Annotated in this window: 20 protein-coding genes and 2 tRNA genes; 6 read left to right on the top strand and 16 right to left on the bottom strand. The window is 67.8% G+C overall.

The annotated features are described in order from the left end of the window. Positions 1 to 2: 2 nt before the first annotated feature. The 4 genes from ppk2 to PUT80_RS04620 all read right to left on the bottom strand — a co-directional run bounded on the left by ppk2 (position 3) and on the right by PUT80_RS04620 (position 3,871). Complete coding sequence (gene ppk2 / locus PUT80_RS04635) at positions 3 to 893, bottom strand: polyphosphate kinase 2 (protein WP_043837720.1); 891 nt, start codon at positions 891 to 893, stop codon at positions 3 to 5. A gap of 78 nt (positions 894 to 971) precedes the next feature. Beyond that, complete coding sequence (locus PUT80_RS04630; protein ID WP_238603575.1) at positions 972 to 2,420, bottom strand: hypothetical protein; 1,449 nt, start codon at positions 2,418 to 2,420, stop codon at positions 972 to 974. A gap of 108 nt (positions 2,421 to 2,528) precedes the next feature. Next, positions 2,529 to 3,272 carry a hypothetical protein gene (locus PUT80_RS04625; protein ID WP_275291197.1) on the bottom strand — a complete coding sequence of 248 codons (744 nt, stop codon included), beginning with the start codon at positions 3,270 to 3,272 and terminating at the stop codon, positions 2,529 to 2,531. Beyond that, a complete protein-coding gene (locus PUT80_RS04620) occupies positions 3,272 to 3,871 on the bottom strand; it encodes an RNA polymerase sigma factor (RefSeq protein WP_275291196.1) in 600 nt (199 codons plus the stop codon). The genes PUT80_RS04625 and PUT80_RS04620 overlap by 1 nt, the downstream gene beginning before the upstream one ends. Before the next feature lie 181 nt (positions 3,872 to 4,052). Between PUT80_RS04620 and PUT80_RS04615 the strand changes: the two genes are divergently transcribed. Next, entirely contained in the window at positions 4,053 to 4,772 is a 720-nt protein-coding gene (locus tag PUT80_RS04615) for a hypothetical protein (protein WP_043837725.1), read from the top strand. Continuing rightward, positions 4,769 to 5,545 carry a hypothetical protein gene (locus PUT80_RS04610; RefSeq protein WP_275291195.1) on the top strand — a complete coding sequence of 259 codons (777 nt, stop codon included), beginning with the start codon at positions 4,769 to 4,771 and terminating at the stop codon, positions 5,543 to 5,545. Before PUT80_RS04615 ends, PUT80_RS04610 begins: the two co-directional genes overlap by 4 nt. Positions 5,546 to 5,557: 12 nt before the next feature. On the opposite strand, the gene PUT80_RS04605 is transcribed toward PUT80_RS04610, so the two are convergent. The 8 genes from PUT80_RS04605 to PUT80_RS04570 all read right to left on the bottom strand — a co-directional run bounded on the left by PUT80_RS04605 (position 5,558) and on the right by PUT80_RS04570 (position 13,820). Continuing rightward, positions 5,558 to 7,399: a DUF262 domain-containing protein gene (locus PUT80_RS04605; RefSeq protein ID WP_275291194.1), complete on the bottom strand. Its 1,842-nt coding sequence runs from the start codon at positions 7,397 to 7,399 to the stop codon at positions 5,558 to 5,560. A gap of 188 nt (positions 7,400 to 7,587) precedes the next feature. After that, positions 7,588 to 7,661: transfer RNA gene (locus tag PUT80_RS04600), tRNA-Arg, on the bottom strand. A 42-nt stretch (positions 7,662 to 7,703) separates the two neighbouring features. Next, positions 7,704 to 7,793, bottom strand: a tRNA-Ser gene (locus tag PUT80_RS04595). 66 nt (positions 7,794 to 7,859) lie between these two features. After that, on the bottom strand, positions 7,860 to 9,569 hold the full coding sequence (locus tag PUT80_RS04590; protein ID WP_037807237.1) for a phosphatidylglycerol lysyltransferase domain-containing protein: 1,710 nt from the start codon (positions 9,567 to 9,569) through the stop codon (positions 7,860 to 7,862). 46 nt (positions 9,570 to 9,615) lie between these two features. After that, complete coding sequence (locus PUT80_RS04585; RefSeq protein ID WP_275291193.1) at positions 9,616 to 11,595, bottom strand: acetoacetate--CoA ligase; 1,980 nt, start codon at positions 11,593 to 11,595, stop codon at positions 9,616 to 9,618. Beyond that, on the bottom strand, positions 11,592 to 12,200 hold the full coding sequence (locus tag PUT80_RS04580; protein WP_275291192.1) for a TetR/AcrR family transcriptional regulator: 609 nt from the start codon (positions 12,198 to 12,200) through the stop codon (positions 11,592 to 11,594). Before PUT80_RS04580 ends, PUT80_RS04585 begins: the two co-directional genes overlap by 4 nt. Positions 12,201 to 12,211: 11 nt before the next feature. Further along, positions 12,212 to 13,102: a zinc-binding dehydrogenase gene (locus PUT80_RS04575; protein ID WP_275291191.1), complete on the bottom strand. Its 891-nt coding sequence runs from the start codon at positions 13,100 to 13,102 to the stop codon at positions 12,212 to 12,214. Between the two features lie 85 nt (positions 13,103 to 13,187). Then, entirely contained in the window at positions 13,188 to 13,820 is a 633-nt protein-coding gene (locus PUT80_RS04570) for a dienelactone hydrolase family protein (RefSeq protein WP_037807230.1), read from the bottom strand. 104 nt (positions 13,821 to 13,924) lie between these two features. Between PUT80_RS04570 and hisC the strand changes: the two genes are divergently transcribed. After that, positions 13,925 to 14,983: a histidinol-phosphate transaminase gene (hisC, locus tag PUT80_RS04565; protein WP_275291190.1), complete on the top strand. Its 1,059-nt coding sequence runs from the start codon at positions 13,925 to 13,927 to the stop codon at positions 14,981 to 14,983. On the opposite strand, the gene PUT80_RS04560 is transcribed toward hisC, so the two are convergent. Together PUT80_RS04560 and PUT80_RS04555 are read right to left on the bottom strand one after the other, a co-directional pair. After that, on the bottom strand, positions 14,976 to 15,737 hold the full coding sequence (locus PUT80_RS04560; RefSeq protein ID WP_134663931.1) for a sulfite exporter TauE/SafE family protein: 762 nt from the start codon (positions 15,735 to 15,737) through the stop codon (positions 14,976 to 14,978). The genes hisC and PUT80_RS04560 overlap by 8 nt on opposite strands. A 652-nt stretch (positions 15,738 to 16,389) precedes the next feature. After that, entirely contained in the window at positions 16,390 to 16,752 is a 363-nt protein-coding gene (locus tag PUT80_RS04555; RefSeq protein WP_275291189.1) for a VOC family protein, read from the bottom strand. Positions 16,753 to 16,829: 77 nt separating this feature from the next. Here PUT80_RS04555 and PUT80_RS04550 point away from each other — a divergent pair, with 77 nt between their 5' ends. Next, positions 16,830 to 17,528 (top strand): FCD domain-containing protein, encoded by a 699-nt coding sequence (locus PUT80_RS04550; protein ID WP_037807218.1) that lies wholly within the window; start codon positions 16,830 to 16,832, stop codon positions 17,526 to 17,528. A gap of 82 nt (positions 17,529 to 17,610) precedes the next feature. Then, positions 17,611 to 18,423 carry a class I SAM-dependent methyltransferase gene (locus PUT80_RS04545; RefSeq protein WP_238603581.1) on the top strand — a complete coding sequence of 271 codons (813 nt, stop codon included), beginning with the start codon at positions 17,611 to 17,613 and terminating at the stop codon, positions 18,421 to 18,423. Between the two features lie 29 nt (positions 18,424 to 18,452). On the opposite strand, the gene PUT80_RS04540 is transcribed toward PUT80_RS04545, so the two are convergent. Beyond that, positions 18,453 to 18,941, bottom strand: a complete 489-nt coding sequence (locus PUT80_RS04540; RefSeq protein WP_037807213.1) for an FBP domain-containing protein — start codon at positions 18,939 to 18,941, stop codon at positions 18,453 to 18,455. Between the two features lie 89 nt (positions 18,942 to 19,030). Between PUT80_RS04540 and PUT80_RS04535 the strand changes: the two genes are divergently transcribed. After that, the gene (locus PUT80_RS04535) at positions 19,031 to 20,503 is read left to right on the top strand and encodes an adenylate/guanylate cyclase domain-containing protein (RefSeq protein ID WP_037807674.1); all 1,473 of its coding nucleotides are present in this window, start codon (positions 19,031 to 19,033) and stop codon (positions 20,501 to 20,503) included. Here PUT80_RS04535 and PUT80_RS04530 read toward each other — a convergent pair. Further along, a complete protein-coding gene (locus PUT80_RS04530) occupies positions 20,500 to 20,955 on the bottom strand; it encodes a MarR family transcriptional regulator (RefSeq protein WP_051728591.1) in 456 nt (151 codons plus the stop codon). The genes PUT80_RS04535 and PUT80_RS04530 overlap by 4 nt on opposite strands. Between the last annotated feature and the right edge of the window lie 33 nt (positions 20,956 to 20,988).

Here is a 20,988-nt window from a genome sequence, read left to right as displayed (position 1 = left end):
ATTCAGTCGCCGACCGCGTCCCGCCCGCGCTTCACGATCAGCGGATCCGGTTCCCCGACGATCTTTTCGTCCTTGCCCTCGTAGTCGAACCGGGACAGGAAGTAGCGCATCGCGTTGATCCGGGCGCGCTTCTTGTCGTTGCTCTTGATCGTGATCCACGGCGCGTGATCGTTGTCCGTGCGGAGGAACATCGCCTCCTTGGCCGCGGTGTAGTCGTCCCATTTGTCGAGCGACTGCAGGTCCATCGGGGACAGTTTCCACTGCCGCACCGGATCGACCTGCCGGATGATGAACCGGGTGCGCTGTTCGGCCTGGGTCACCGAAAACCAGAACTTCGTGACCGTGATCCCGCTCTCCACGAGCATTTCCTCGAACAGCGGCACCTGGTGCATGAACTGCTCGTACTGGTCGGGCGAGCAAAACCCCATCACCTGCTCGACCCCGGCCCGGTTGTACCAGGACCGGTCGAACAACACCATTTCGCCGGCGGTCGGCAAATGCTGGACGTAGCGCTGGAAGTACCACTGGTGCGCTTCCCGGTCGCTGGGCTTGGCGAGCGCGACCGTACGAGCGTGGCGCGGGTTGAGGTGCTCCATGAACCGCTTGATGGTGCCGCCCTTGCCCGCGGCGTCGCGCCCCTCGAAGAGAATGACGTGCCGGCTGCCGGTCTCGCTGATCGAGTTCTGCAGCTTGAGCAGTTCGACCTGGAGGAGATACTTGGTCTCGTCGTACTCTTCGCGCGGCATGCGCTCGTCGTACGGATAGTTCTCCCGCCAGGTGTCGACAGCCTTGCCGAACGCGTCGATCAACACCGGATCGTCGTCGTGATCCTCGGCGACCGAATGCCCGTCGATCCCGAGCCGATCGATGTACTCCCGCACGTCCCGCAACATGCGGCCGACCTTAAGCAGGGCAGGTGAACGGGAGGTGTCTCCGGCTTCGCGCTTCCGGTGCGGGAGCCATGGCCGTGGTTAGCGCGCCTTGACCAGGTACAACTCCGCGCGCCCGTAGAGCGGCGCGGAAATCGTCCAGTGCGCAAGGTAATCCGGCGGCGGCGGACCCCAAACCCGCTCCAACGCGAGGTCCAGCTTTCGCGGCCGCGCGGTGTAGTCGAAGAAGGCGAAGTTCACCCGGAGCAGCCCACGCGACAGATGCCCGGCCCGCGCCTCCAGTTCGGCGATCGCCCCCGGCATGCGGCCGCGGTCAGAGAAGACGTCGATGATCGCGCAGTCGCAGGTGTAGGCCAACACGCCGATCTCGTCGGCGGTGCCGACCGTTCTCCCAGCTGCCAGCCTGCCCACTTCACGGCCGATCTCGGCATACTGCGCGCTCGTGGTGTAGTTGGACGTGAACGGAGCGAAATCCCGCGGCAGACCGGCCCCGGCATAGCCGACCACACTGGCACCGACCAAAGCCACGACGATAGCTGTCCCGGCTACGCGCTCGATTCGGTGGGCGGAGCGAGCCACGACCGCACAGACGAACAGCGTCGCCGCGACGATTCCGGGGCCGTAATACCAATGGTACGGCGGCACTTTCAGCTGAACGTACGCCAGGCTGTGCCCCGCTCCGGCCACCGCGAGCGCGGCGAACGGGAGCAGTCGACGGCAGGCCGCGTCACCGCGCAACGCCAGGACCAGCCAGCGCAACCCGGCCAGCGCCGCCAACCCGACGCACAAGAACGCGAGCACCGTTTGTCCCGGCAGGTTCTGCCAGTACAGTCCGACACCGTTGCCGAATTCCCATTTCCCCCAAGCTTTTCGCGCGCCCTGCAGGGTCTTGATGACCAGCGTGTCCGGAACGGCGGCTCCCAAGACGACCCAACTGAACGCGAACCAGGGCACCGCGACGAGCGCCGCGCCTTGCACGCTGCGCAGGCCGTCGACCCAGAATCGCCGCCGGAACAGGAAAATAACTCCGGCGAAGAGCAGCAGATCGACCCTGACGAGGCTCAGCGCACCAGCCACCAGCCCGAACGCGAACGGCCGCCGCTCCGCTGAAAAGACCAGCAGCCAGCCAAGTCCGGCCGCGCCGAGTTGCACTTCCATGCCGATCGACGACACCAGCAGCGGATTCACCGTCAACGCGGCGGTCGCGAGAACCGGGAACCAGCGAGGCAACCCGGTTATCGTGCCCAGCCTCCGCAGCGCCAGCACCAGCAGCACCTGACACGCCACATACAACACGCCCGCAGCGAGAACCGCGTCCCGCAGCACGAACGTCAACGCCGCCAGGGAAAGCACATTCAGCGGCGAGGTTGCCGTATTCGAGGTGCTGTCGGCGAGCAATCCCCAATTTCCATGGAAAGCGAGATTGCGAGCGTAGCTCAAGGTGATATAGGTGTCGTCGATCAGATGACCGTGCACCACAATAAAGACCAACGTCGACGCGGCCGCCACGCCGAGAAGCAGCCAATCCACCCGTCTTCGGACAGAAACCGGCCGCGCCTGACCTGATCGAGGCGTCGTCAAACCCAGTGCCATTATTACGTTTCCCCCAGCAGTCTTCGCGCGAAGACAGGTCCGGTGCTATCTCCCCGGAACGTCGCGGACTTGCCCGTCGCGCATAGTCACCCGGAATTTTCGGCTGTAATCGTCATGCGGAGAATCGCCCTCGACGAATTTCACGACGAAAGTGCCGTCCTTCAGCAAGGCGGGCGTCATCGCGTCGTCCGGCCCGTACAGCTCCACTTTGGCCACGTCGGGGCTGGCGACCCCGAACACGACGCTCGGCTGGCGGGGATTGACGACGCTGCTGAATCCGCAGATCGGGCGGGCGGCGCTGAGGAAGGCGTAGCTCTCGCGCCCGTGCACCCAGTCCCTGTTGTCGGTGACCATCAGGCCCGCGTTGCTGTCGGAACGCTGGCCGTGGTCGAGAACGCAGACCGCCGCGAGCGAAGCATTGCGGATGACGAGGTAACCCCGATTCGCGTCCTGATCGACCCTGAGCGTCGAGCGCCAACTTCCCGGGTCAGACAACGCGACTCCGAAAGAGGGTGAGCTGTCGAGACAGGCCTTGAGAACTCGCGCGTCGCTGGCGGCCGGCTTGGCGCCGACCGGAACCCGCGTCACGCCCGGACTGGCATCGTGCACCGGCGAGAACACCAGCGTCGCGCCCAAAGCCAGCCCGCCGACTCCCGCGGCGACCGCCAGTGGCAGGCCCAGTTTCCGCCGCCGCCGTGCGCGCAGTTCCGGAACGAGCCGGTTCCACATGGATTCCTTCAGGAGATCCGGCATCGGCCGTTCGGGCGGCAGGTTGAGATCGTCGGCCATCAGAACTCCTCCCCAGCCAATACGTCGTTGTCTCGCAGGAGCTCCCGCAACCGGGCGCGCGCCCGCGAAATCCGCGCCCGCACGCTCGGTTCGGCGATCCCGAGCACCGCGGCGCCCTCCGCGGTCGACAAACCGCCAAGCAGGCAAAGCTCGACAGCCCGTCGTTCGGCCCGAGGCAGCTTCGCGACCGCGGTCAGCACGACCTTCAGCCGTCGGTCCGCGTCGATCTGACCGGCCACGTCCTCCGCGTGATCGCGCACGACGGTGGTGCGTGTCAGCCGCGGCAGCGCAGCCGCGAACCGGCCGAGGCGGCGCTGTTCCCGGCGAGCCAGGTTGGCGGTCACCGTGAACAGCCACGGCCGGGCGCTGTCGTTCACCAACGTCACCTCGCCGAGGCGACGCCACGCGGTGAGGAAGGTCAGCGAAGCCAGGTCCTCGGCGGTGGCCCAGGACCCGGTCAACCGGTACGCGTAGTTCCACACCGCGCTGACGTGCCGGTCGAACAACTCCGAGAACGCCGCGACGTCGCCCGCCGCGGCTCGCGCCCACAGCTCCTGGTCGCCACCGGGGGTGTCCGGGACGTCGTCCTCGGCCGACATCCCCCACCCCCGCCCCTGATCCGAAACTGTCGTCACAACCCCATGTCCCCGCTCGCCACGACAGCGTTGCATCGGACCCGGGACGAGAGTGATCAGTGTCTCGCCTCGGCGGAAGCGGATGGATATAGTCGGGCCGAGCCAGGCTGGGTCGCCCGGTTCGCTGGGCGGAGGGCTGCGGGGGATGACCGACAACGGGCGCGAAGAGCCGCCGACGAATCCTTTCGCCGCCGTCGGTTACGGATACCCGCCGCCTCCTCCGAAACCCCGGCGGACCGGCTGGATCATCGGCGGGATCGCCGCGCTGGTGGTCGTGCTGGGTGCCGGGATCGCCGTCGGAGTCGTGGCCGGGCAGTCTTCCGATCCGCCGCCGAAGCCGGTCGCCGCGCCGGGTTATTCGATGAACAACGTCGCCAATGCTTGCGATCTCGTCGATCCCGCCGCGTTGAAGAAGTGGTCGCCCACGCCCAAGGGCCAGCCCGAGCATAAGGAAGTCCGCCCGAGCGAGCACGACGCCGGCAGTCTGAGCTGCCAGCTCCGCTACACCAGTGACGATCTCCTGAACTCCGCCGAAATCCTCCTCGACGTCGATTTCACCGAGGGCACCGCGCCGTCGTCATATGAGAGCTGGAAACGCGGCACCCTGGCCAAGACTGGCGAAGGCAAGGCATCCGGGCCGATCACCGGAGTCGGCACCGAGGGCTTCTGGCACTCCGAGGTCTACGGCGAACTGGTCGCGAACACGCGCTACGTCCTCTGCGCAGTGGACCAGAACGTCTCGGTCCGCGTCCGGCTCAACTTCAGCCGTACCCGGGAGGTCGCGCAGATGCACCGCGCCGAGGTCCAGCCGATCGCCGAAGCACAGGCCCGGAAGGCGTTGAACGGGCTGAAAGGGATTCGATGACCCACTCGCCTGGCAATCATCCCGTTGCCGGACAACCATATCCGCCGCCCGGCCAGGGATTCGGTTATCCCCCGCCGACGAAACCGCCGGGCGCCAAGCCGGGAGTGATCGTGGCGGGCGCGATCGGACTGGTCGTGATCCTGGGCGTCGGAATCGCGATCGGCCTGTCCCTCAGCGGCGGCTCGCCCGCTCCGGAAGCCAAGCCGACCCCGTCCGCCGCCCCGACCCCGTCCACCACCGCCTCGCCCACCGCGCCGCCGGGCAAGTACTCGATGAGCGGGATCTCCAACGCCTGCGATCTGCTGGACCCCAAGCCGCTGGCGAAATGGTCCGCCACCCCGATCCCGCCGGTCCACCGGGAAGGCCAGCCAAGCGACGGCTACGGCGGCGACCTGAGCTGCAGCCTCCGCTACACCAGCACGTCCAAGACCGACGGCGTCGCCACGAACGAGGCAGGGATCGCCGTCCGCGCCGAGTTCGCTTCGCTGGACCGGCCGCCGGCGTACGAGCAGTGGAACACCAAACCGTCGCAGGGCTGGACCTCCGGCACGATCGCCGGACTCGGCACGCGCAGCTATTGGCGCGCGGGCAGCACCACGGAAACCGGCCCGGGCGCGAGTTACATCGTGGGAGTGGAGGACAGCAACGTGACGGTGGAAATCCAGGTCGCCGTCCACCGGGCTCCTGGCGAGGCCCCGCTGAAGATGGATGATCTGTCGTCGATCGCGCAGACCCAGACGCGTGCGGTGCTGGCTCGGCTGAAGAAGCCGTAAGCCGTTTCGGGCTCACTCGCCCTCCGGCACCCCGCTGTCCACCAGCTCCTCCGCTTCGAACTGCGCCGAATCCTCTTCCGCGAATCCTTGGTCGATGTCTCGCTGGACTGCTTTCCCGATCGCCGCCTCGACCATCTTGCACAGCGATTCCCGGCGAGCCGCGAAGTAGGCGTCGAAGTCATCCGCACGGAGATACCCGGCCGGCACCACGTGCGTGGCCAGCCGTTCGTCAAGACGGGCAGCGTCTATCTGCGCCCTGGACTCGATGGTCGCCAGGTACCGGGAAGGCGCCACCCCACCGATGACCCGGTTCGTCCGGGCGCTGATCGTGGTCTTGTTGACGATGCTTTCCCGATGCTCGTCGTCGATGCCGTTCTCGTTGCACCATTTCTGGGGGAAGATGTGGTGGATGTCGACGGCGAGGTCCGCGTGCTGGATCTTGTCGAGCGCCTTGTCTTCCATCCAGTCCCGGGCACCGCCTGCCAGGATCAGCGCGGCGATGCCCTTGTAGGCGGCTGCGTTCCGGGTGCGAAGCGAGTGCAGCCGGGATTCCGTGAAGTTCGCGTCCAGCACGGTGCGCGGTGTCGGATTCGCGTCGTCCACCGCCCACGTCGGCACCATCTCGATGTCCCGTGCGAACCGGCTTTCGATGGCGGAGCCGTACAGCTCGCCCAACACCCCGCACCAGTACCAGCGGATCAGCCGGTCGCTGACGCCGACCAGGTCCGCGTCTTTGCCCAGCACCACCTTGATCGCCGCCAGCGGCACCAACTGCTTGGGGTAGGGCACATCGCGTGGCGCGAAGATGTGCCGGTCAGCGAGGAAGGTCGCGGCCCACACGAAGGCTTCGCGGAGGGGTTCGCGCCACTCCATGTAGTCCTTGAGGGTCAGCTTGAGCACATCCTCGCGCTTCGCCGAGATCGCCGGCGGCCGATCCGAGGCGTCGGCCAGATTCCGTTTGCGAGTGGCCAGCATGGTCACGGCCTGCAGGAAATCGGTGTTCTCCACCGCGGCGAGGACCGGATGCGGCGACCATTTCAGCTGCGTTTCCTTCCAGTCGTCGTTCAACCGGAAGTCCTCGCCGGTCCGCTCGTAGTAGTCGGCGTCGCCCGCGAAGACGGCCGTGAGCAGTTCGAACACGTTGAGCGGCAGACCGCCGATGTTGACCTTCTCGAAAACAGTCGCGACCGCAGCCTTGTCGGTGCTCTCGTCAAGGACGATCGCCGGGATGTCGTAGGTGGCCGCAGGCTTGATGTACCGCTCGTGGAACTGTTTGCCCAGGTCCCGGTCGCCCAGTTCGAGCAGCCAGCTCATGTAGTCGCCGTACAGCAGGTGCAGCGGGAAGAAGCCCTGGTCGCGCTGTTTGTCGTGATCGCTCAGGTCGAGGACGACGTCCTTGCCGAAGTTCGAGCGGATCACGCCGTCGACCGGAATGCTGACAATGGCCTCGTCGACCCGATTGCTGTCGCTCAACGCGGTCGCCATGTGGACCAGGTAGCGCCGGTTCAACAGTTTCCCGCGGCTGTCCTTGGTGGCCACGGCACCGTCACCGCTCAGCGCCTGGGTCAGCGAGGTCAACCGCTGCTGGCCGTCCAGCAACAGGAATTTCGCCTCGGTGCCCGGCGGCAGGTCGACCCCCTCGATCGCCCGCGGCTTGAACCGGACCAAGGCGTTCCCGGTCTTGAGCAGCATCACCGCGCCGAGCGGATGCCCGCGCAGCACGGTCACCAGCAGTTGCCGGATCCGTTCGTCTTCCCATTTGTAGCCGCGCTGGAAGTCCGGCAACTGGATCTCGCCGGTCCGCGTCCAGGTGAGGTACTCGCCCAGCTCGTACATCGGTGTCAGAAAGCCCACGGCCGTCCCTCCGCGAATGCGTTGCGGCGGCAAGCGTATCGAACCGGGCGAGCTGGACTGCCGCGGCGGAATCCGGGAGTCCGGGAGTGAGAAATTGTGAAACGCCCTGTCGCGAGAAACAGGTCAGGGGCCTCGCTCCACGAGTGGAACAAGGCCCCTGACCTGGTTTTACTGTCTCGACCAGACAGTGCGCCCGAAGGGATTCGAACCCCTGACCTTCTGATCCGTAGTCAGATGCTCTATCCAGCTGAGCTACGGGCGCGTGTTCAGTTGTTAACCTAGCACCTGCCGAAACAGGCACCAGCGGAGGCTCCGGGATTTGAACCCGGGAGGGGGGGTTACCCCCAACCGCATTAGCAGTGCGGCGCCATAGACCAGACTAGGCGAAGCCTCCTGGGTCCTAACGACCACTGCTCAGATAGGTTACACACCCCTCCAGCCCCTCCGGAAGGCACCCCCCTCAACGCTGCAGCACCCGCCGCAACCAGGGAGAACGGCCGCCGAGGCCCTCGGCTTCGAAGGTGGCGATGCCGACGCGCGGGAGGGATCCGACGCCGGGGTAGACGAGATACCGCGGGACCCACCGGGGCTGGAACTTGGCGTTGAACCGGTAGAGGCTTTCGATCTGGATCCAGCGCGAGAAGAAGTGCAGGACTTTCGCCGAAAGGCGCGCGACCGGGCCCGCGCCGATGCGCTGGCCCTGTTCCATCAGGGCGCGGAAGGCGGCGAAGTTCAGCGACACGTGGTCGATGTCGTGCTCGCGGGAGTACAGCAGCAGCTCCGAGATCATCAGCTCGTTCACGCCGTTGTCGACGGTGCGGTCGCGGCGCATCACGTCCAGCGACAGGCCTCGCTCGCCCCACGGCACGAACTGCAGCACGCCTCGGACGCGTCCGCCCTGTTCCGCGGTGACGATCACCGAACCCGGGTCGCCCATGCGGCCCAGCGCCATCGAGAACCCGCGTTCGGTTTCGGTGCCGCGCCAGGTGGCGGCCAGGTGCACCAGTTCGGGCAGCTCGCCCGGACGCAGGTCTTCGGCCCGGCGCACCAGGACCTTGTAACCGGCCCGCTTCGTCCGCGACGCCGCCTGCCGTACGCCGCGCATCACGCGGCCTTCCAGTGTGAACGTCTGGGTGTCGACGACCGCCTCGTCGCCGATTTCCAGTACCTCCAGGCCGAACCGGGCCCACACCGTCGCGCCCAGTTCGGACGCGCCCATCGCGGCGGGCACCCAGGCGTTGCGCTGGCAGATGTCCAGGTACTCCTCGATCGCGCCGGGCCAGGCCTCGTGGTCGCCGAGCGGATCGGCCGAGGTCAGCGCGACGCCGGCGATCACGCGGAACGTGACGGCCGCCTTGCCGGTCTTGGAGAAGACCGCGAACTTGTCGCGGCGCAGCGCGAAGTAGCCGAGCGAATCCCGTTCCCCGTGCTGCTTCAGCAACTCGTGCAGCCGCGCGAGTTCGTCGTCGGACAGCTCCGGCGCGGGTTCGGCCGAGCGCAGCAGGAAGTACGCCGACACCAGCACGCCGGTGATGCTGAAGATCAGCCCGATCGACGCGGACAGGTCCTCGAACCACATCTCGTGGAACACCGCGGGCCCGCTGACGCCGGTGAGCGCGAGCGCGGACTGGGACAGCCGGTCGGCGAAGCTCAGCGGGTCGAGCATCCGGGCGGGCGCGACCGACAGCAGCGCGAAGTTGAGCACGAACCCGGCCAGCACCAGTTGCAGCAGGACCCGCAGCGCGCGCCAGCGGCCGACGGTCGGGTCCGGGCGGGCGATGAAGTACCGCCGCGTGCCGAGAAGCCCGGCGAGCAGCACCATCGACACCACGCCGGCGCCGAAAACGTGCCGCAGCCCGAGGTGGGACAGCGCCAGCAGCGCGGCGAAGCCGACCGCCAGCTGCCAAGCGCGGCGTTTGCGGCGCCGGAGCCCGGCCGCGAGCATGATCAGCAACACACCGGTGACCAGTGCCACAGCGGCCGCCGCGGTGGTCGCTTCGCTCGGCAGTTCCAGCCATTTGGCGACGTGCCCGCGCACGTCGCGGCCCACGGGGACGACCGTGGACACGATCGCCAGCAGCCCGGCCAGCCTGGTCACCCACGTGATCGCGACGACCGACGTGACGCCTGCCGCCTGCCAAGTGTGCTGCGCGCGTGTCCCCGTCACCACGCGTGCAACACGCACGGCCCTGCCATGCTTCCCCCCGTTGGCGCGTTCACTCCGCGGCGAGCTCCACAAAGGGGGCCAGCGCGGCCGGGTTGGCCAGCGCGTCCGTGCTCACCGCCCTCTCCGGCGCGACTCCGGAGAGAATCCGCTTCACTGGTACTTCGCACTTCTTACCGTTCAACGTACGGGGAATCTCGGAAACGACCAGGAACCGATCGGGTACGTGTCGTGGCGACAGCGCACCGCGAATCTCTTTCCGCAGGTCAGGCTCTACCTCTTCGAGCTTCGCGCCCGGCGCGAGTACCAGAAAACACAGCAGCTGCCCGTCGTCGTTGCCCGCCGCCGACGTGTCGATGACGAGCGAGTCGGCGACCGTGGCGAACCCTTCCGCGACCCGGTAGAACTCGGCGGTGCCCATCCGGACGCCGCCGCGGTTGAGCGTCGAATCGCTGCGGCCGTAGACCACCGCCGAACCGCGGCGCGTGATCTTGACCCAGTCGCCATGCCTCCAGATACCCGGGTATGTGTCGAAGTACGCCTCGCGCAGCCGGGAACCGTCCGGGTCGTTCCAGAACGAGACCGGCATCGACGGCATCGGTTCGGTGATCACCAGCTCGCCGACCTCCTCGACCACCGGCTCGCCGTGGTCGTCGAACGCCGCCGCGGCCACGCCGAGCGCGCGGCAGGACAGTTCGCCGAGCCACACCGGCACGTCCGGCGCGGCCGCGACGATCGCCGCGCACAGGTCGGTGCCGCCGGAGACCGAGCAGATCTGCACATCCCGGCCGATCGCGTCGGCGATCCAGCGGAAACCCTCGGAGGACAACGGCGAACCGGTCGAGCCGACCACGCGCAGCGCGCTGAGGTCGTAGCGTTCGGCCGGGGCGAGACCCGCCTTGAGGCAGCTCTGGATGAACGGCGCGGACGTGCCGAAATACGTGACGCGGTGCTGTTCGGCCAGATGCCACAGCGCGTTCAGGTCCGGATGGCCGGGACTGCCGTCGTACAGCACGATCGTGGCCCCGACGAGAAGCCCGGAGGCGATGAAGTTCCACATCATCCAGCCGGTGGTGGTGAACCAGAAGAACCGGTCCCCCGGCTCGAGCCCGCTCTGCAGGCCCAGCGCCTTGAAGTGTTCGACAACGATGCCGCCGTGGCCTTGCACGATCCCCTTCGGGAGCCCGGTCGTGCCCGAGGAATACAGGATCCACAAGGGATGCGCGAAGTCCACCGGCTCGTACGCCAGCTCGCCGCCCGCGTGCTCGGCGAGCATCGCGTTCCAGTCGATGACGCCGTCCAGCGTCCCGTCGCCCAGGTATTTCACCAAAACGGTGGCTTCGATCGACGGAATCTGGTCGCGCAGCTGCTGAACGGTGTCCCGGATGTCGAATTTCCGTCCGTTGTAAGCATATCCGTTCACCGCGATGAGCACCTTCGGCTCGATCTGGGTGAACCGGTCGGCGATCGCGCGGATCCCGAAGTCCGGGGAACACGACGACCAGATCGCGCCGAGGCTGGCGGTGGCGAGGAAAGCGATGAGCGTCTGCGGGCAGTTCGGCGCGAGCGCGACGACGCGATCTCCTTTGCCGACACCGAAAGCACGCAACGCGGCGCGCGCGGCGGCGACGTGCGCGCGGAGGTCGCCGTAGGTGAATTGCTCGGCGAGCCCGTCCTCGCGATGGAAAATCACCGCGAGTTCGTCGTCGCCCTTCGTGGCCCCGCCGGTGCCCGGGCTCAGCGAGTGCTCGGCGTAGTTGAGCGTGCCGCCGTCGAACCATTTCGCGTCCGGCATCGCGCCGGACAGGATTTCCCGCGGCTGTTCGTGCCAGCGCACGCCGAAGAACTCCGCCACCGCGGTCCAGAACTCCGGAACGTGCTCGACCGAGTAATGCCACAGGTCGGCGTAATCGGCCAGGTCGGCGCCGCGCTGCTCGCGCAGCCATCGGCGGAAGGCCTCGATCTTCGAGTCAGCGACCCGGTTCGGGTCGGGTCGCCAAAGCACCTCGGGAACAGCGGCGTTCTCGGTCACTCGCCGATGCTAACCCCGGCATGCGCGCAAAGTCCTTTTTCGACCGTGCCCACCCCGGACAGCAGCGCGCGGACGACGTCAAGGACGAACTCGCGGGTCAGGTCCTGGTGCCCGAACAGCGCGCGGAACACGACAGGGGCGGCGAACAGGTCCAGCAGCAGGTCGACGTCCTGGCCGGGCCGGAGGTCCCCGCGCTCCTCGGCCTTGCGCAGGGAAACGACGCAGGCCTCCCGGCGCGGGGCCCAGAACGAGGTCAGGAAGTCCTCCCGCAGCTCCGGGTCGTCCGCCAGGTCGACGGCCAGCGCCGGGAGGACGCGGCCGAAGACCGGGTCCTCCAGGCCGATCCGGAGTGCGTCGAGGTGGCCGACGAGATCGCAGCAGGTGCACCCGGTGTCGATCTCCGCGACTCCGGTGCGCGCCTCCGCCAGCGCGGCGACCACCACGTGCTTCTGGCTCTTCCACCGACGCCGGATGGCGGGTTTGGTGGTGCCCGCGCGCTGGGCGATGGCCTCCATGGTCAGCGCCGAATAGCCGGATTCCCGGACCAGTTCGCACACCGCGACCAGCACGGCGTGGTCGATCCGCTCGTCGCGTTGGCGCGCCATGAATTCTCCCGCTATCCGTTGAGCAGCACGACCTTACCGAACGATTTCCCCTGCTCCACGTGCTGGAGGGCAGCCGCGGCATCGGCGAGCGGGAACGTTTGGTCGCGCACGGCGGCGAGCTGACCGTCTTCCACGAGCTCGAGGACGCGGTCCCACGACTTCCGACGGTCTGCCGACGACACCGAGGTCAGGCTGAACGCGAACAACGTCGGCGACTTGTGGAAATCGCGCATCAGCGGCTCGAACGCTTCCGGTTCCGGGACACCCGCGGTTCCTCCACAAAGGACATAGCGACCGTTGGGGCGCAACAGTTCCAGATGCTCCCGGACCTGCGGGCCAGCCGCGGTGTCGATGATGAGGTCGTAAGTCTCCTCAGGACGCTCGCGGGTGCGGTCGACGATTTTCGCGGCACCGAGAGTACGGAGCCGTTCGCCGTACTCCGCCGAGGACGTCACTGCGGTGACCTCGGCACCGCGAGCGTGGGCGATCTGGGTCGCGAGCACGCCGATCCCGCCGCTCGCGCCGCGGACGAGCACCCGTTCGCCAGGTGCCACCCCAGCCCGATGCACCGCGCTCTCGGCGACCATCGCGTTCACGCCGAGAGCGACCGCGTCGGCCGGATCGAGGTTTTCGGGCACGGGGTACAGCTGGTCCGCGTCGGCGACGACCTGCTCGGCGTAGCCGCCGGAAAGGACCAGCGCCAGCACTCTCCGCCCGTCCCGCACCCGGCCGACGACCTCGACACCCGGCACTGAGGTGGCGCCATTCCGCAGATTCATGATGTCGAAGTAGCCGACGCCGATGGCCTCGACCTCGACGGCGGCTTGCCCTGGGCCAGGAGCCGGGTCAGGGGTATCGGCCAGGACGAGTCGCTGCTGGGGTTCGACAAGCACCGCTTTCACAGGTGGTTCCTCTCGCGTTAACGTTTCGATCCGGATCGGAACGTTATGCGAGTGCGCAGCGACCCGTCAAGGGTGCTGCCGAAGATCAGCGGAGGTGCGCGTTGAACCAGTCGAGGGTGCGCTGCCAAGCCTCTTCCGCCGCGCTGGGATCGGCGTCGAAGCGGTGGTTGGCACCCGGATAGTGCACGACGTTCGTCGCGACTTTGGCCGACGCCGCGGCCTCGCGCAGCTGCTCCACCTCGGCCTCGCCCGCCTCGTCCCCGGCATCGCCGTACATGCCGAGCCACGGACTGGTCACGCGTCCGGCAATTTCCAGCAGCTTCGGCAGTTCCGCCACCGCCTGGCCGCCGACGCTCACCGCCGCGCCGAACTTGCGGTGCGAGGCGACTACCAGCGCCGCCGTGCCGCCGAGGTCGAAGCCGACGACGCCGCGCAGGTCAGCCTCGACGCCGCGGTCGGTGAGCCACTCGAGCGTGCGGTCGGTGGCGTCGAGCAGGTCGCGCTGGGTGAGCTTTTCGCCGGATTCGATGTGCGGGGTGACGGTGAGCCAGCCTTCGCCGGCAAGGCTTTTGACCAGCAGCAGGACGCCGTCGGTGACCCCGTCGCCCTCGTGCAGGACCACCAGGCCGCCGCGAAGAGCGCCGTCGGGTTCGGCGAAGGTGAGGCGGAGGGTGCTGCCGTCGGTACGCTGGTGATCCACGGTGGTCGTCGACGTCATCGCCTCATGCAATCACCTCTGGGTGAACATTGGGAACCTTTCCGGATCCGCCGGGGCGAGATACGGTGACCCCGTCGTCCCGTGAAAACCGAGGAGTTCCGACGATGCCGTCCCTCGCCCCCCGCCCTGACCTCGATTCGTTGCCGAAGTACGTCCCTGGCCGGACGATCGAAGGGGCCGTCAAGCTCGCGAGCAATGAGGTGCCCGGCGGTCCGCTGCCGAGCGTCCAGGCGGCGATCACGGCTGCGGTCACCGGAGTGAACCGCTACCCGGACAACGGTTCCCAGGCTTTGCGCGAGCGGCTTTCGCGGCGGCTGGACGTGCCTGCCGAACGCCTCGCGATCGGCTGCGGTTCGGTTTCGCTGTGCCAGCAGATGATCCAGGCGCTGTGCGGTCCCGGCGACGAGGTGCTGTTCGGCTGGCGGTCGTTCGAGGCCTACCCGATCGTGGTCCAGGTGGCGCTCGCGACGGGCGTGAAGGTTCCGCTGACGCCGGAGCACGGGCTGGACCTCGACGCGATGCTGGCGCGGATCACCGACCGCACGAAGCTGGTGTTCGTCTGCAACCCCAACAACCCGACCGGCACCGTGCTGCACCGGAACGAGATCGAGCGGTTCCTCGAAGCGGTGCCGCCGCACGTGCTCGTGGTGCTGGACGAGGCATACAAGGAATTCGTCACCGACCCCGAGGTGCCGGACGGCGTCGAGTTCACGCGGACGCACAGCAATGTGGCGGTGCTGCGCACGTTCTCGAAGGCGTACGGGCTCGCCGGGCTGCGGGTCGGTTACGCGGTGGCTCCGGAGCCGATCGCGCAGGCGCTGCAGCAGGTGTACGTGGCGTTCTCGGTGAACAGCATCGCGCAGGTGGCCGCGATCGCGTCGCTCGACGCGGAGGACGAACTGCTCGCCCGGTGCCAGGAAATCATCTCCGAACGCACCCGCGTGCGGGACGCGTTGCTGGAGATGGGCTACGAGATCCCGCCGACCCAGGCGAACTTCGTGTGGTTCCCGCTCGGCGACGCCACCGCGGCCTTCGCGGAGCACATGCTGGACCGGAAACTGGTCGTGCGCCCGTTCCCCGGCGAGGGCGCGCGCGTGACGATCGGGACGCCGGAGGAGAACGACCTGTTCCTGGCCGCGGCCAAGGAATTCCGCGCTATTTGAGCACCAGCTGCACGACCGCGGCGAGCCCGATCACGACGATCACGCCGCGCAACACGGTGGGCGGCAGCTTGCGGCCGATCCTGGCCCCGAGCTGCCCGCCGATCGTGGACCCGAGCGCGAGCAGCCCGATCACCGGCCAGCTCACCGGGGCGACGAACGCGTAAATCGTGCCGGCGACGATGTTCACGACCGCGGACAGCACGTTCTTGACGCCGTTGAGCCGCTGCAGCGGTTCGGACAGCAGCATGCCCATGACGGCCATCATCATCACGCCCTGCGCGGCGGTGAAGTAACCGCCGTAGATGCCGATGACGAACAGCAGCCCGAACAACAACGGCCCGGCGTGATGCTCGCGCCCGTTGGCCTCGCGGCGCTTCTGCACCCACTTCGACACCTTCGGCTGAACGATCACGAGCACGACGGCGAGCCCGACGAGCACCGGAACGATCTTCTCGAAGGCGTCCTTGGGCAGCGTCAGCAGGAGAATGGTGCCGCCGATAGCCCCGAAGAACGAGGCGACCGCGAACCGCACCACCTGCGGCCAGTAGCCGACCAGCTCATGCCGGTAGCCATAGGCCCCGCTGATCGTCCCCGGCGCGAGCCCGACCGCGTTGGACGTCGTAGCCGTCACCGGCGGATACCCCAGCGCGACGAGCACCGGAAAGGTCACGAGCGTCCCGGAACCGACGACGGTGTTGATCGTCCCGGCCCACATCCCGGCAATGAAGATGACGACGGCATGCCACCAGGTCATAAAGCACTCACCCGCTGACCCTAAGCAGCACCCCCGACACCCGGCGACGCGATGTGTCCGGTCAGACACTTGACGGGACCGCCGAAAGCCACCTTGGCTGCCTCACCGATGAGCGACGACAAAGCGGACCAAACACGCTGCACCAGCGCATTGATGGGGCGTGCCGGCCCTCACGAGCAGCGATTCGCCCACCTGCCGCGCAGACGATCAAACTCGCATCCACCCGACCGCGAGCTAGGAGACGTGGCTTCCTCGCGAAGCCAAGGCGTGAGCCCGAGCGCACGACATGTCAACTCGACACGCCTGTCCCACTGAAAACGTCAAGGCACGAGACTTTTTAATAGCGGTGTCGCGCGAGAGCTGCGCCGCTATACACGCTGCGAGCAAGGTGCTGAGAAGTTGGAAGAGATTGGGTCTCTCATGGAACCCAGCCGACGCAGCAGCGACTGCCCCCAGTGCCGCGATAATCGCGGGCAAGAGTCGACGGAAGCCTTCGCTCTTCACCCTCTTTGCCACCAGGCAGATACTGCCATAAAACGGCTCTGGAGAGCGGTATGCTCCAGACGCAAGTATGTCCGTTGCTGCTCCCGTCTGCTGAGGATCGGCTACCAGGTTGACGCCAGAAGAGCTATGACCGAGCCGGTGACCCCTTCTAAGCCCGGCGATCGTCAGGCCGCTCAAAAACGCAAAACTCATTCCCCTCCGGATCCGCCATCACCCACCACTCCCGGTCCTCGCCTCGCTCCGCCACCATCCGTGCTCCGGCGGCACTCAGCTCGGCCGGATCTCCCCACACGTCCAGGTGCATCCGGTTCTTCACCGTCTTGCGCTCCGGCACCGGGTTCAGCCAGAGCAACGGCCCCTCCCCGGCCGGGGCAACGATCGCGACCGGCCAGTCCGGCGGGCTCTCTCCGGGCGGGCTTCGGCGGACGTAGCCGAGCGTCGAACACCACCAGTCGGCTTGTGCCTGGTGGTCGAGTGCGTCCAGTGCCAGATCCTTGAACTTCGCGGTCATGGTCCCTCCCTTTCCCGCCAAAGATCGTGACACCCGCCACCGACAATTTCGCGCGGCTCGGGTCGTCAGCTGCCAGGATGGGCGGCGTGGCCCACGAATCCGAGCAGGTCTGGAGCGCCACGGTCGACCATCTGCGCACGATGATCGACTCGGGCGAGCTCCCGCCGGGCTCGCGCCTGCCCGCGGAACGCGCGCTGTGCGAGCAGCTCGGCATCAGCCGCGGGTCGTTGCGGCAGGCGTTGCGGGTCCTGGATTCGATCGGGTATGTCCAGATCCGCGCCGGGTCAGGCACTTACGTCCGCGAGCAGGGCACTGCGGAAAGCCCGCTGAGCAGCTGGTTTTCCGAGCACGAGCAGCTGGTGGAGAAGTTGTTCGACCTCCGCGCGACCGTCGAACCCACCCTCGCCGAGCGGCTCGCGACGCAGCACACGCCGCGCGTCGTGCAGCGGCTCGCGGACAACGTCGCGGAGATGGAGGAGGCCGCGGCGGCTGGGGACATGCTGCGTGTCATCGCGACGGACGCCGAGTTCCATCGGGTGATCGCGGGCAATGCGGGCAATGACGACGTCGCGGACCTGCTCCGTTCGGTGCTCGCGCTGGTCGGCGAGGAACGCCGGGCCGCTCTGCGGCTTCCTGGGCAGATCCGCAAGGCCGTGGCCGAGCACCGCGCGATCCTCGACGCCATCAGCCGGTCGGACGCGGCCGCGGCGCGCGAGATCACGCTCAAACACCTGCTGGACGCGAAAACCTACGCCCACGACTACGCGTCTTCCTGAATCAGCACCCGCGCAGCACGGCGCGATCAGCGCTACAGTATTCACAAGTTTATAAAAAGATTGATATCAAGGGGGCCCGGCCGTGGAGAAAGTGCACTTCACCGAGGAGAAGGCGACCAACCTGGGCACGCTGTACGGCCGCGCCCTCGACGCTCGCCGCAAAGACCCGATTCTCGGTGACACCGCGGCGGACGAAGCGGTCAAGAAGATCGACTACGACTTCAGCAAGCTCGGTGTCAACGAAAACTCCTCGGTCTCCGTCGCGATCCGGGCGCGCGCGATCGACGCGATGGCCGCCGAGTGGCTCGTCGAGCACCCGGACGCGATCGTCGTGCACCTCGGCTGCGGGATGGACACCCGCGTGTACCGGCTCGACCCGCCGCCCTCGGTCGCCTGGTTCGATGTGGACTATCCCGAGGTCGTGGACGTCCGCGGCCGGATCTACCCGGAACGGCCGGGGTACGCCATGATCGGTTCGTCGGTCACCGATTTCGGCTGGCTCGACCAGGTTCCCGGCGACCGCGAGGCGTTGATCGTGGCCGAGGGGCTCACCATGTACCTCACCGCGGAGTCCGGGACCGAACTGGTCCGCAGGCTCGTCGGCAGGTTCCCGTCCGGCCGGATCGTGGCCGATTTCTTCAGCTCGCTCGGCGTCAAGGCGCAGATGATCAACCCGGTGGTCCGCCGCTCGGGCGCGACTTTGCATTGGGGCATCGACGATCCGCACGAACTCGAGCGCTACGGCCTGCGCCTGGTGTCCTGTTTGGACGCGACCGAGTGGGCGAGCGACGAAGTCCTCGCGAAGATCCCGGCCGGGTCCCGGCTGGCCTTGCGCGCGTCGGCGCTGTTCCCGGTGATCCGGAAAATGGGCCGGATCGCCGAATGGGATTTCTGAATCCCTGACCGGAACCGCGGCAACGGCGGTTACCGGGTTTCCAGCACCCGTGCCACGAACCGGCTGATCTTCTCGTTCATCCGCTCGACGGCTTCTTCCTGCGTGAGCGTCTCCTTCGGCTGCGGCACCGCGGGCTTGAGTTCGCCGCGCAGGTACGCGCTGCACTCCAGGTCGGCGCACAAATACGTGCCGACCGTATTGCCGTCGCGGCCGGCTTTCCCGGCGAGCCGCGCGCTGAACAGCGTGATGTCGGCGAGCGGATGCGTCGTGGTGCAGAACGCGCAGATGTTGCTGCGCACCCGTGATTTCGCCGGCGGCGCGGCGCGCAGCGACAGGCCGATCAGCTCGTCGCCGTGCGGTACGACGAGGTACGCCCGGCCGGGAGCCTTCACGTCGCGCCAGCCGAGGAAGTCGCGCTTCTCCCACGGGACGTCCGCGGGCAGCGTGACGGACTTGGCTTCCCCGCGAGAACAGTTGACGAACGAGGCGCGGATCTCCGCGGGGTCGAGCGGTTGCATACGGCCACGCTAACCATCGCGCCACCGCGGCGGCGACAGCTTTTTTCGCTCCCGGCCCCGCCACCCCATACGATCTGCGGGTGCGCACGATGATCGCGGGGAGGTTCCGGCTGGTTCTGCGCACCAGTCTGGGCTTCGCCGCGCTCGGCGTCGGATCGAGTGTCGCCGGTGCCGGAGTCGTCGCGTTGCTGCTGCTCCTGCAGGGGTTGCCGGAGGACGTCGACGACCGCGGCTGGGTGCTCGGCGTCACCGCGGCCGGGGTGGTCGCGCTCGCCCTGATCGTCGGCACGCTCTGGACCGCCTACCTGCAGCGCCGCACCGTGGTGTGGTTCACGATCGGCCGCCCGCCGACCGCGGACGAGGCGAAACGCGCGCTGCGGCTGCCGTTCGACATGGCTGTGGTGAGCGGCACGCTCTGGCTGATCGGGGCGCTCGCGCTGGGCATTCTGGCCGGCGTTCTCGGTTCGCTCGGCGACGCGGCGGGCATCGCACTCACCATCGGCCTCGGCGGGCTGACCACAGTCGGGCTCACCTACCTGGCCGCGGAATGGGTCGCGCGTCCGGTGATGACGATGGCGCTCGACGTGCTGCCGCCGCGCGGTTCGCTGCCGGTCACGGTGCTGACCCGGCTGGTCGTCACCTGGGTGCTGGCGAGCGGCGTGCCGCTGATCGGCGTGCTGCTCGTGACCACGCCGCCCGATCTCGGCCGCAACGGGAACCCGACGGCGAGCCTGATCGTGCTGTCGGTGACCGGCCTGACGACCGGCGCGATCGGCACCGCGCTCCTGTCCCGCGCCGTCGCCGCGCCGCTGCACCGGCTGCGGATCGCGCTGGACGGCATCGCGCGCGGACGCAAGGACGTGCACGTCGACGTGGACGACTCCAGCGAGATCGGGATGCTGCAGACGTCGGTCAACGACCTCGCCGCCGGCCTGCGCGAACAGGACCGGATGCGCGATCTCTTCGGCCGCCACGTCGGCACCGACGTCGCCCGGCACGCGCTCGAATACGGCGCTTCGCTCTCCGGCGACGTCCGCGAGGTCACCGCGTTGTTCGTGGACGTCGTGGACTCGACAGCGCTCGCGTCGCGCACTCCGCCGCAGGAACTGGTCGAGAAGCTGAACCGGTTTTTCGCGAGCGTGGTGTCCGCGGTGGACGCTCGGGGCGGGCTGGTCAACAAGTTCCAGGGCGACGCCGCGCTGTGCGTTTTCGGCGCGCCGACCCGGCTGTCCGACGGCCCGACGATGGCGCTCGCCGCGGCCCGCGCGATCCGCGACGCGGTGCTGGCGGAAGGCGAGCTCGACCTGGGGATCGGCGTCGCGACCGGACAGGTGTTCGCCGGGCAGCTCGGTGCGTCGAGCCGCCTGGAGTACACCGTGATCGGCGACGCGGTGAACGAGGCCGCGCGGCTCACCGAACACGCGAAAGCAGTTCCGTCGCGGGTGCTCGCCAGCGAAACGACGGTGAAAGCCGCGCTGGGCGGCGAACGGGAACACTGGCGGCTGCACGGCGAACTCCACCTCCGCGGCCGCCACCGCGAGACCCGGACCTGGACGACCTAGAGTTCCCGTCCTTCGTTCATCGCCTCCGTGATCCGGGCCAGAAAGTCCCGCACCACAGCGCTTTCCGCCGCGTTGAGCGTGCGCGACACCGCGTCCAGCTTCTCGATCGGCGGCCGCCACACCGCCGCCGCGATCTCCCGGGCGGCATCGGTGACCGTGACCGCCACCCGCCGCCGGTCGGTGTCGCTGCGGACGCGCGCCAGGTAACCGGCCTCTTCCATCCGGTCCACGAGCGTGGTCGCCGACGGTCCGCTGATCCCGAGGCGGCGGCCCAGTTCCACCGGCCCCATCGGCCCGTGGTGGTTGAGGATCGCGATCGCGGTGAGGTCGTTCGCGTTCATCTCGACGCTCTTCGCCATCCGCGCCATCAGGTCACGGCTGGCCTCGATGACGTCGCGCACGGCGAAGGTCGTCTCGTTCATGTTCGCGAGCGCTGCCTGGTTCTCGTCCACGCGACCCTCCTTGTCAGTAGAGAAACTAATAGA

Source organism: Amycolatopsis sp. La24, from assembly GCF_029087445.1.
Classification (GTDB): Bacteria; Actinomycetota; Actinomycetes; order Mycobacteriales; family Pseudonocardiaceae; genus Amycolatopsis; species Amycolatopsis nivea.
The sequence above is the reverse complement of the archived record's forward strand: the minus strand, read 5'-3'. Positions and strand labels throughout refer to the sequence as shown.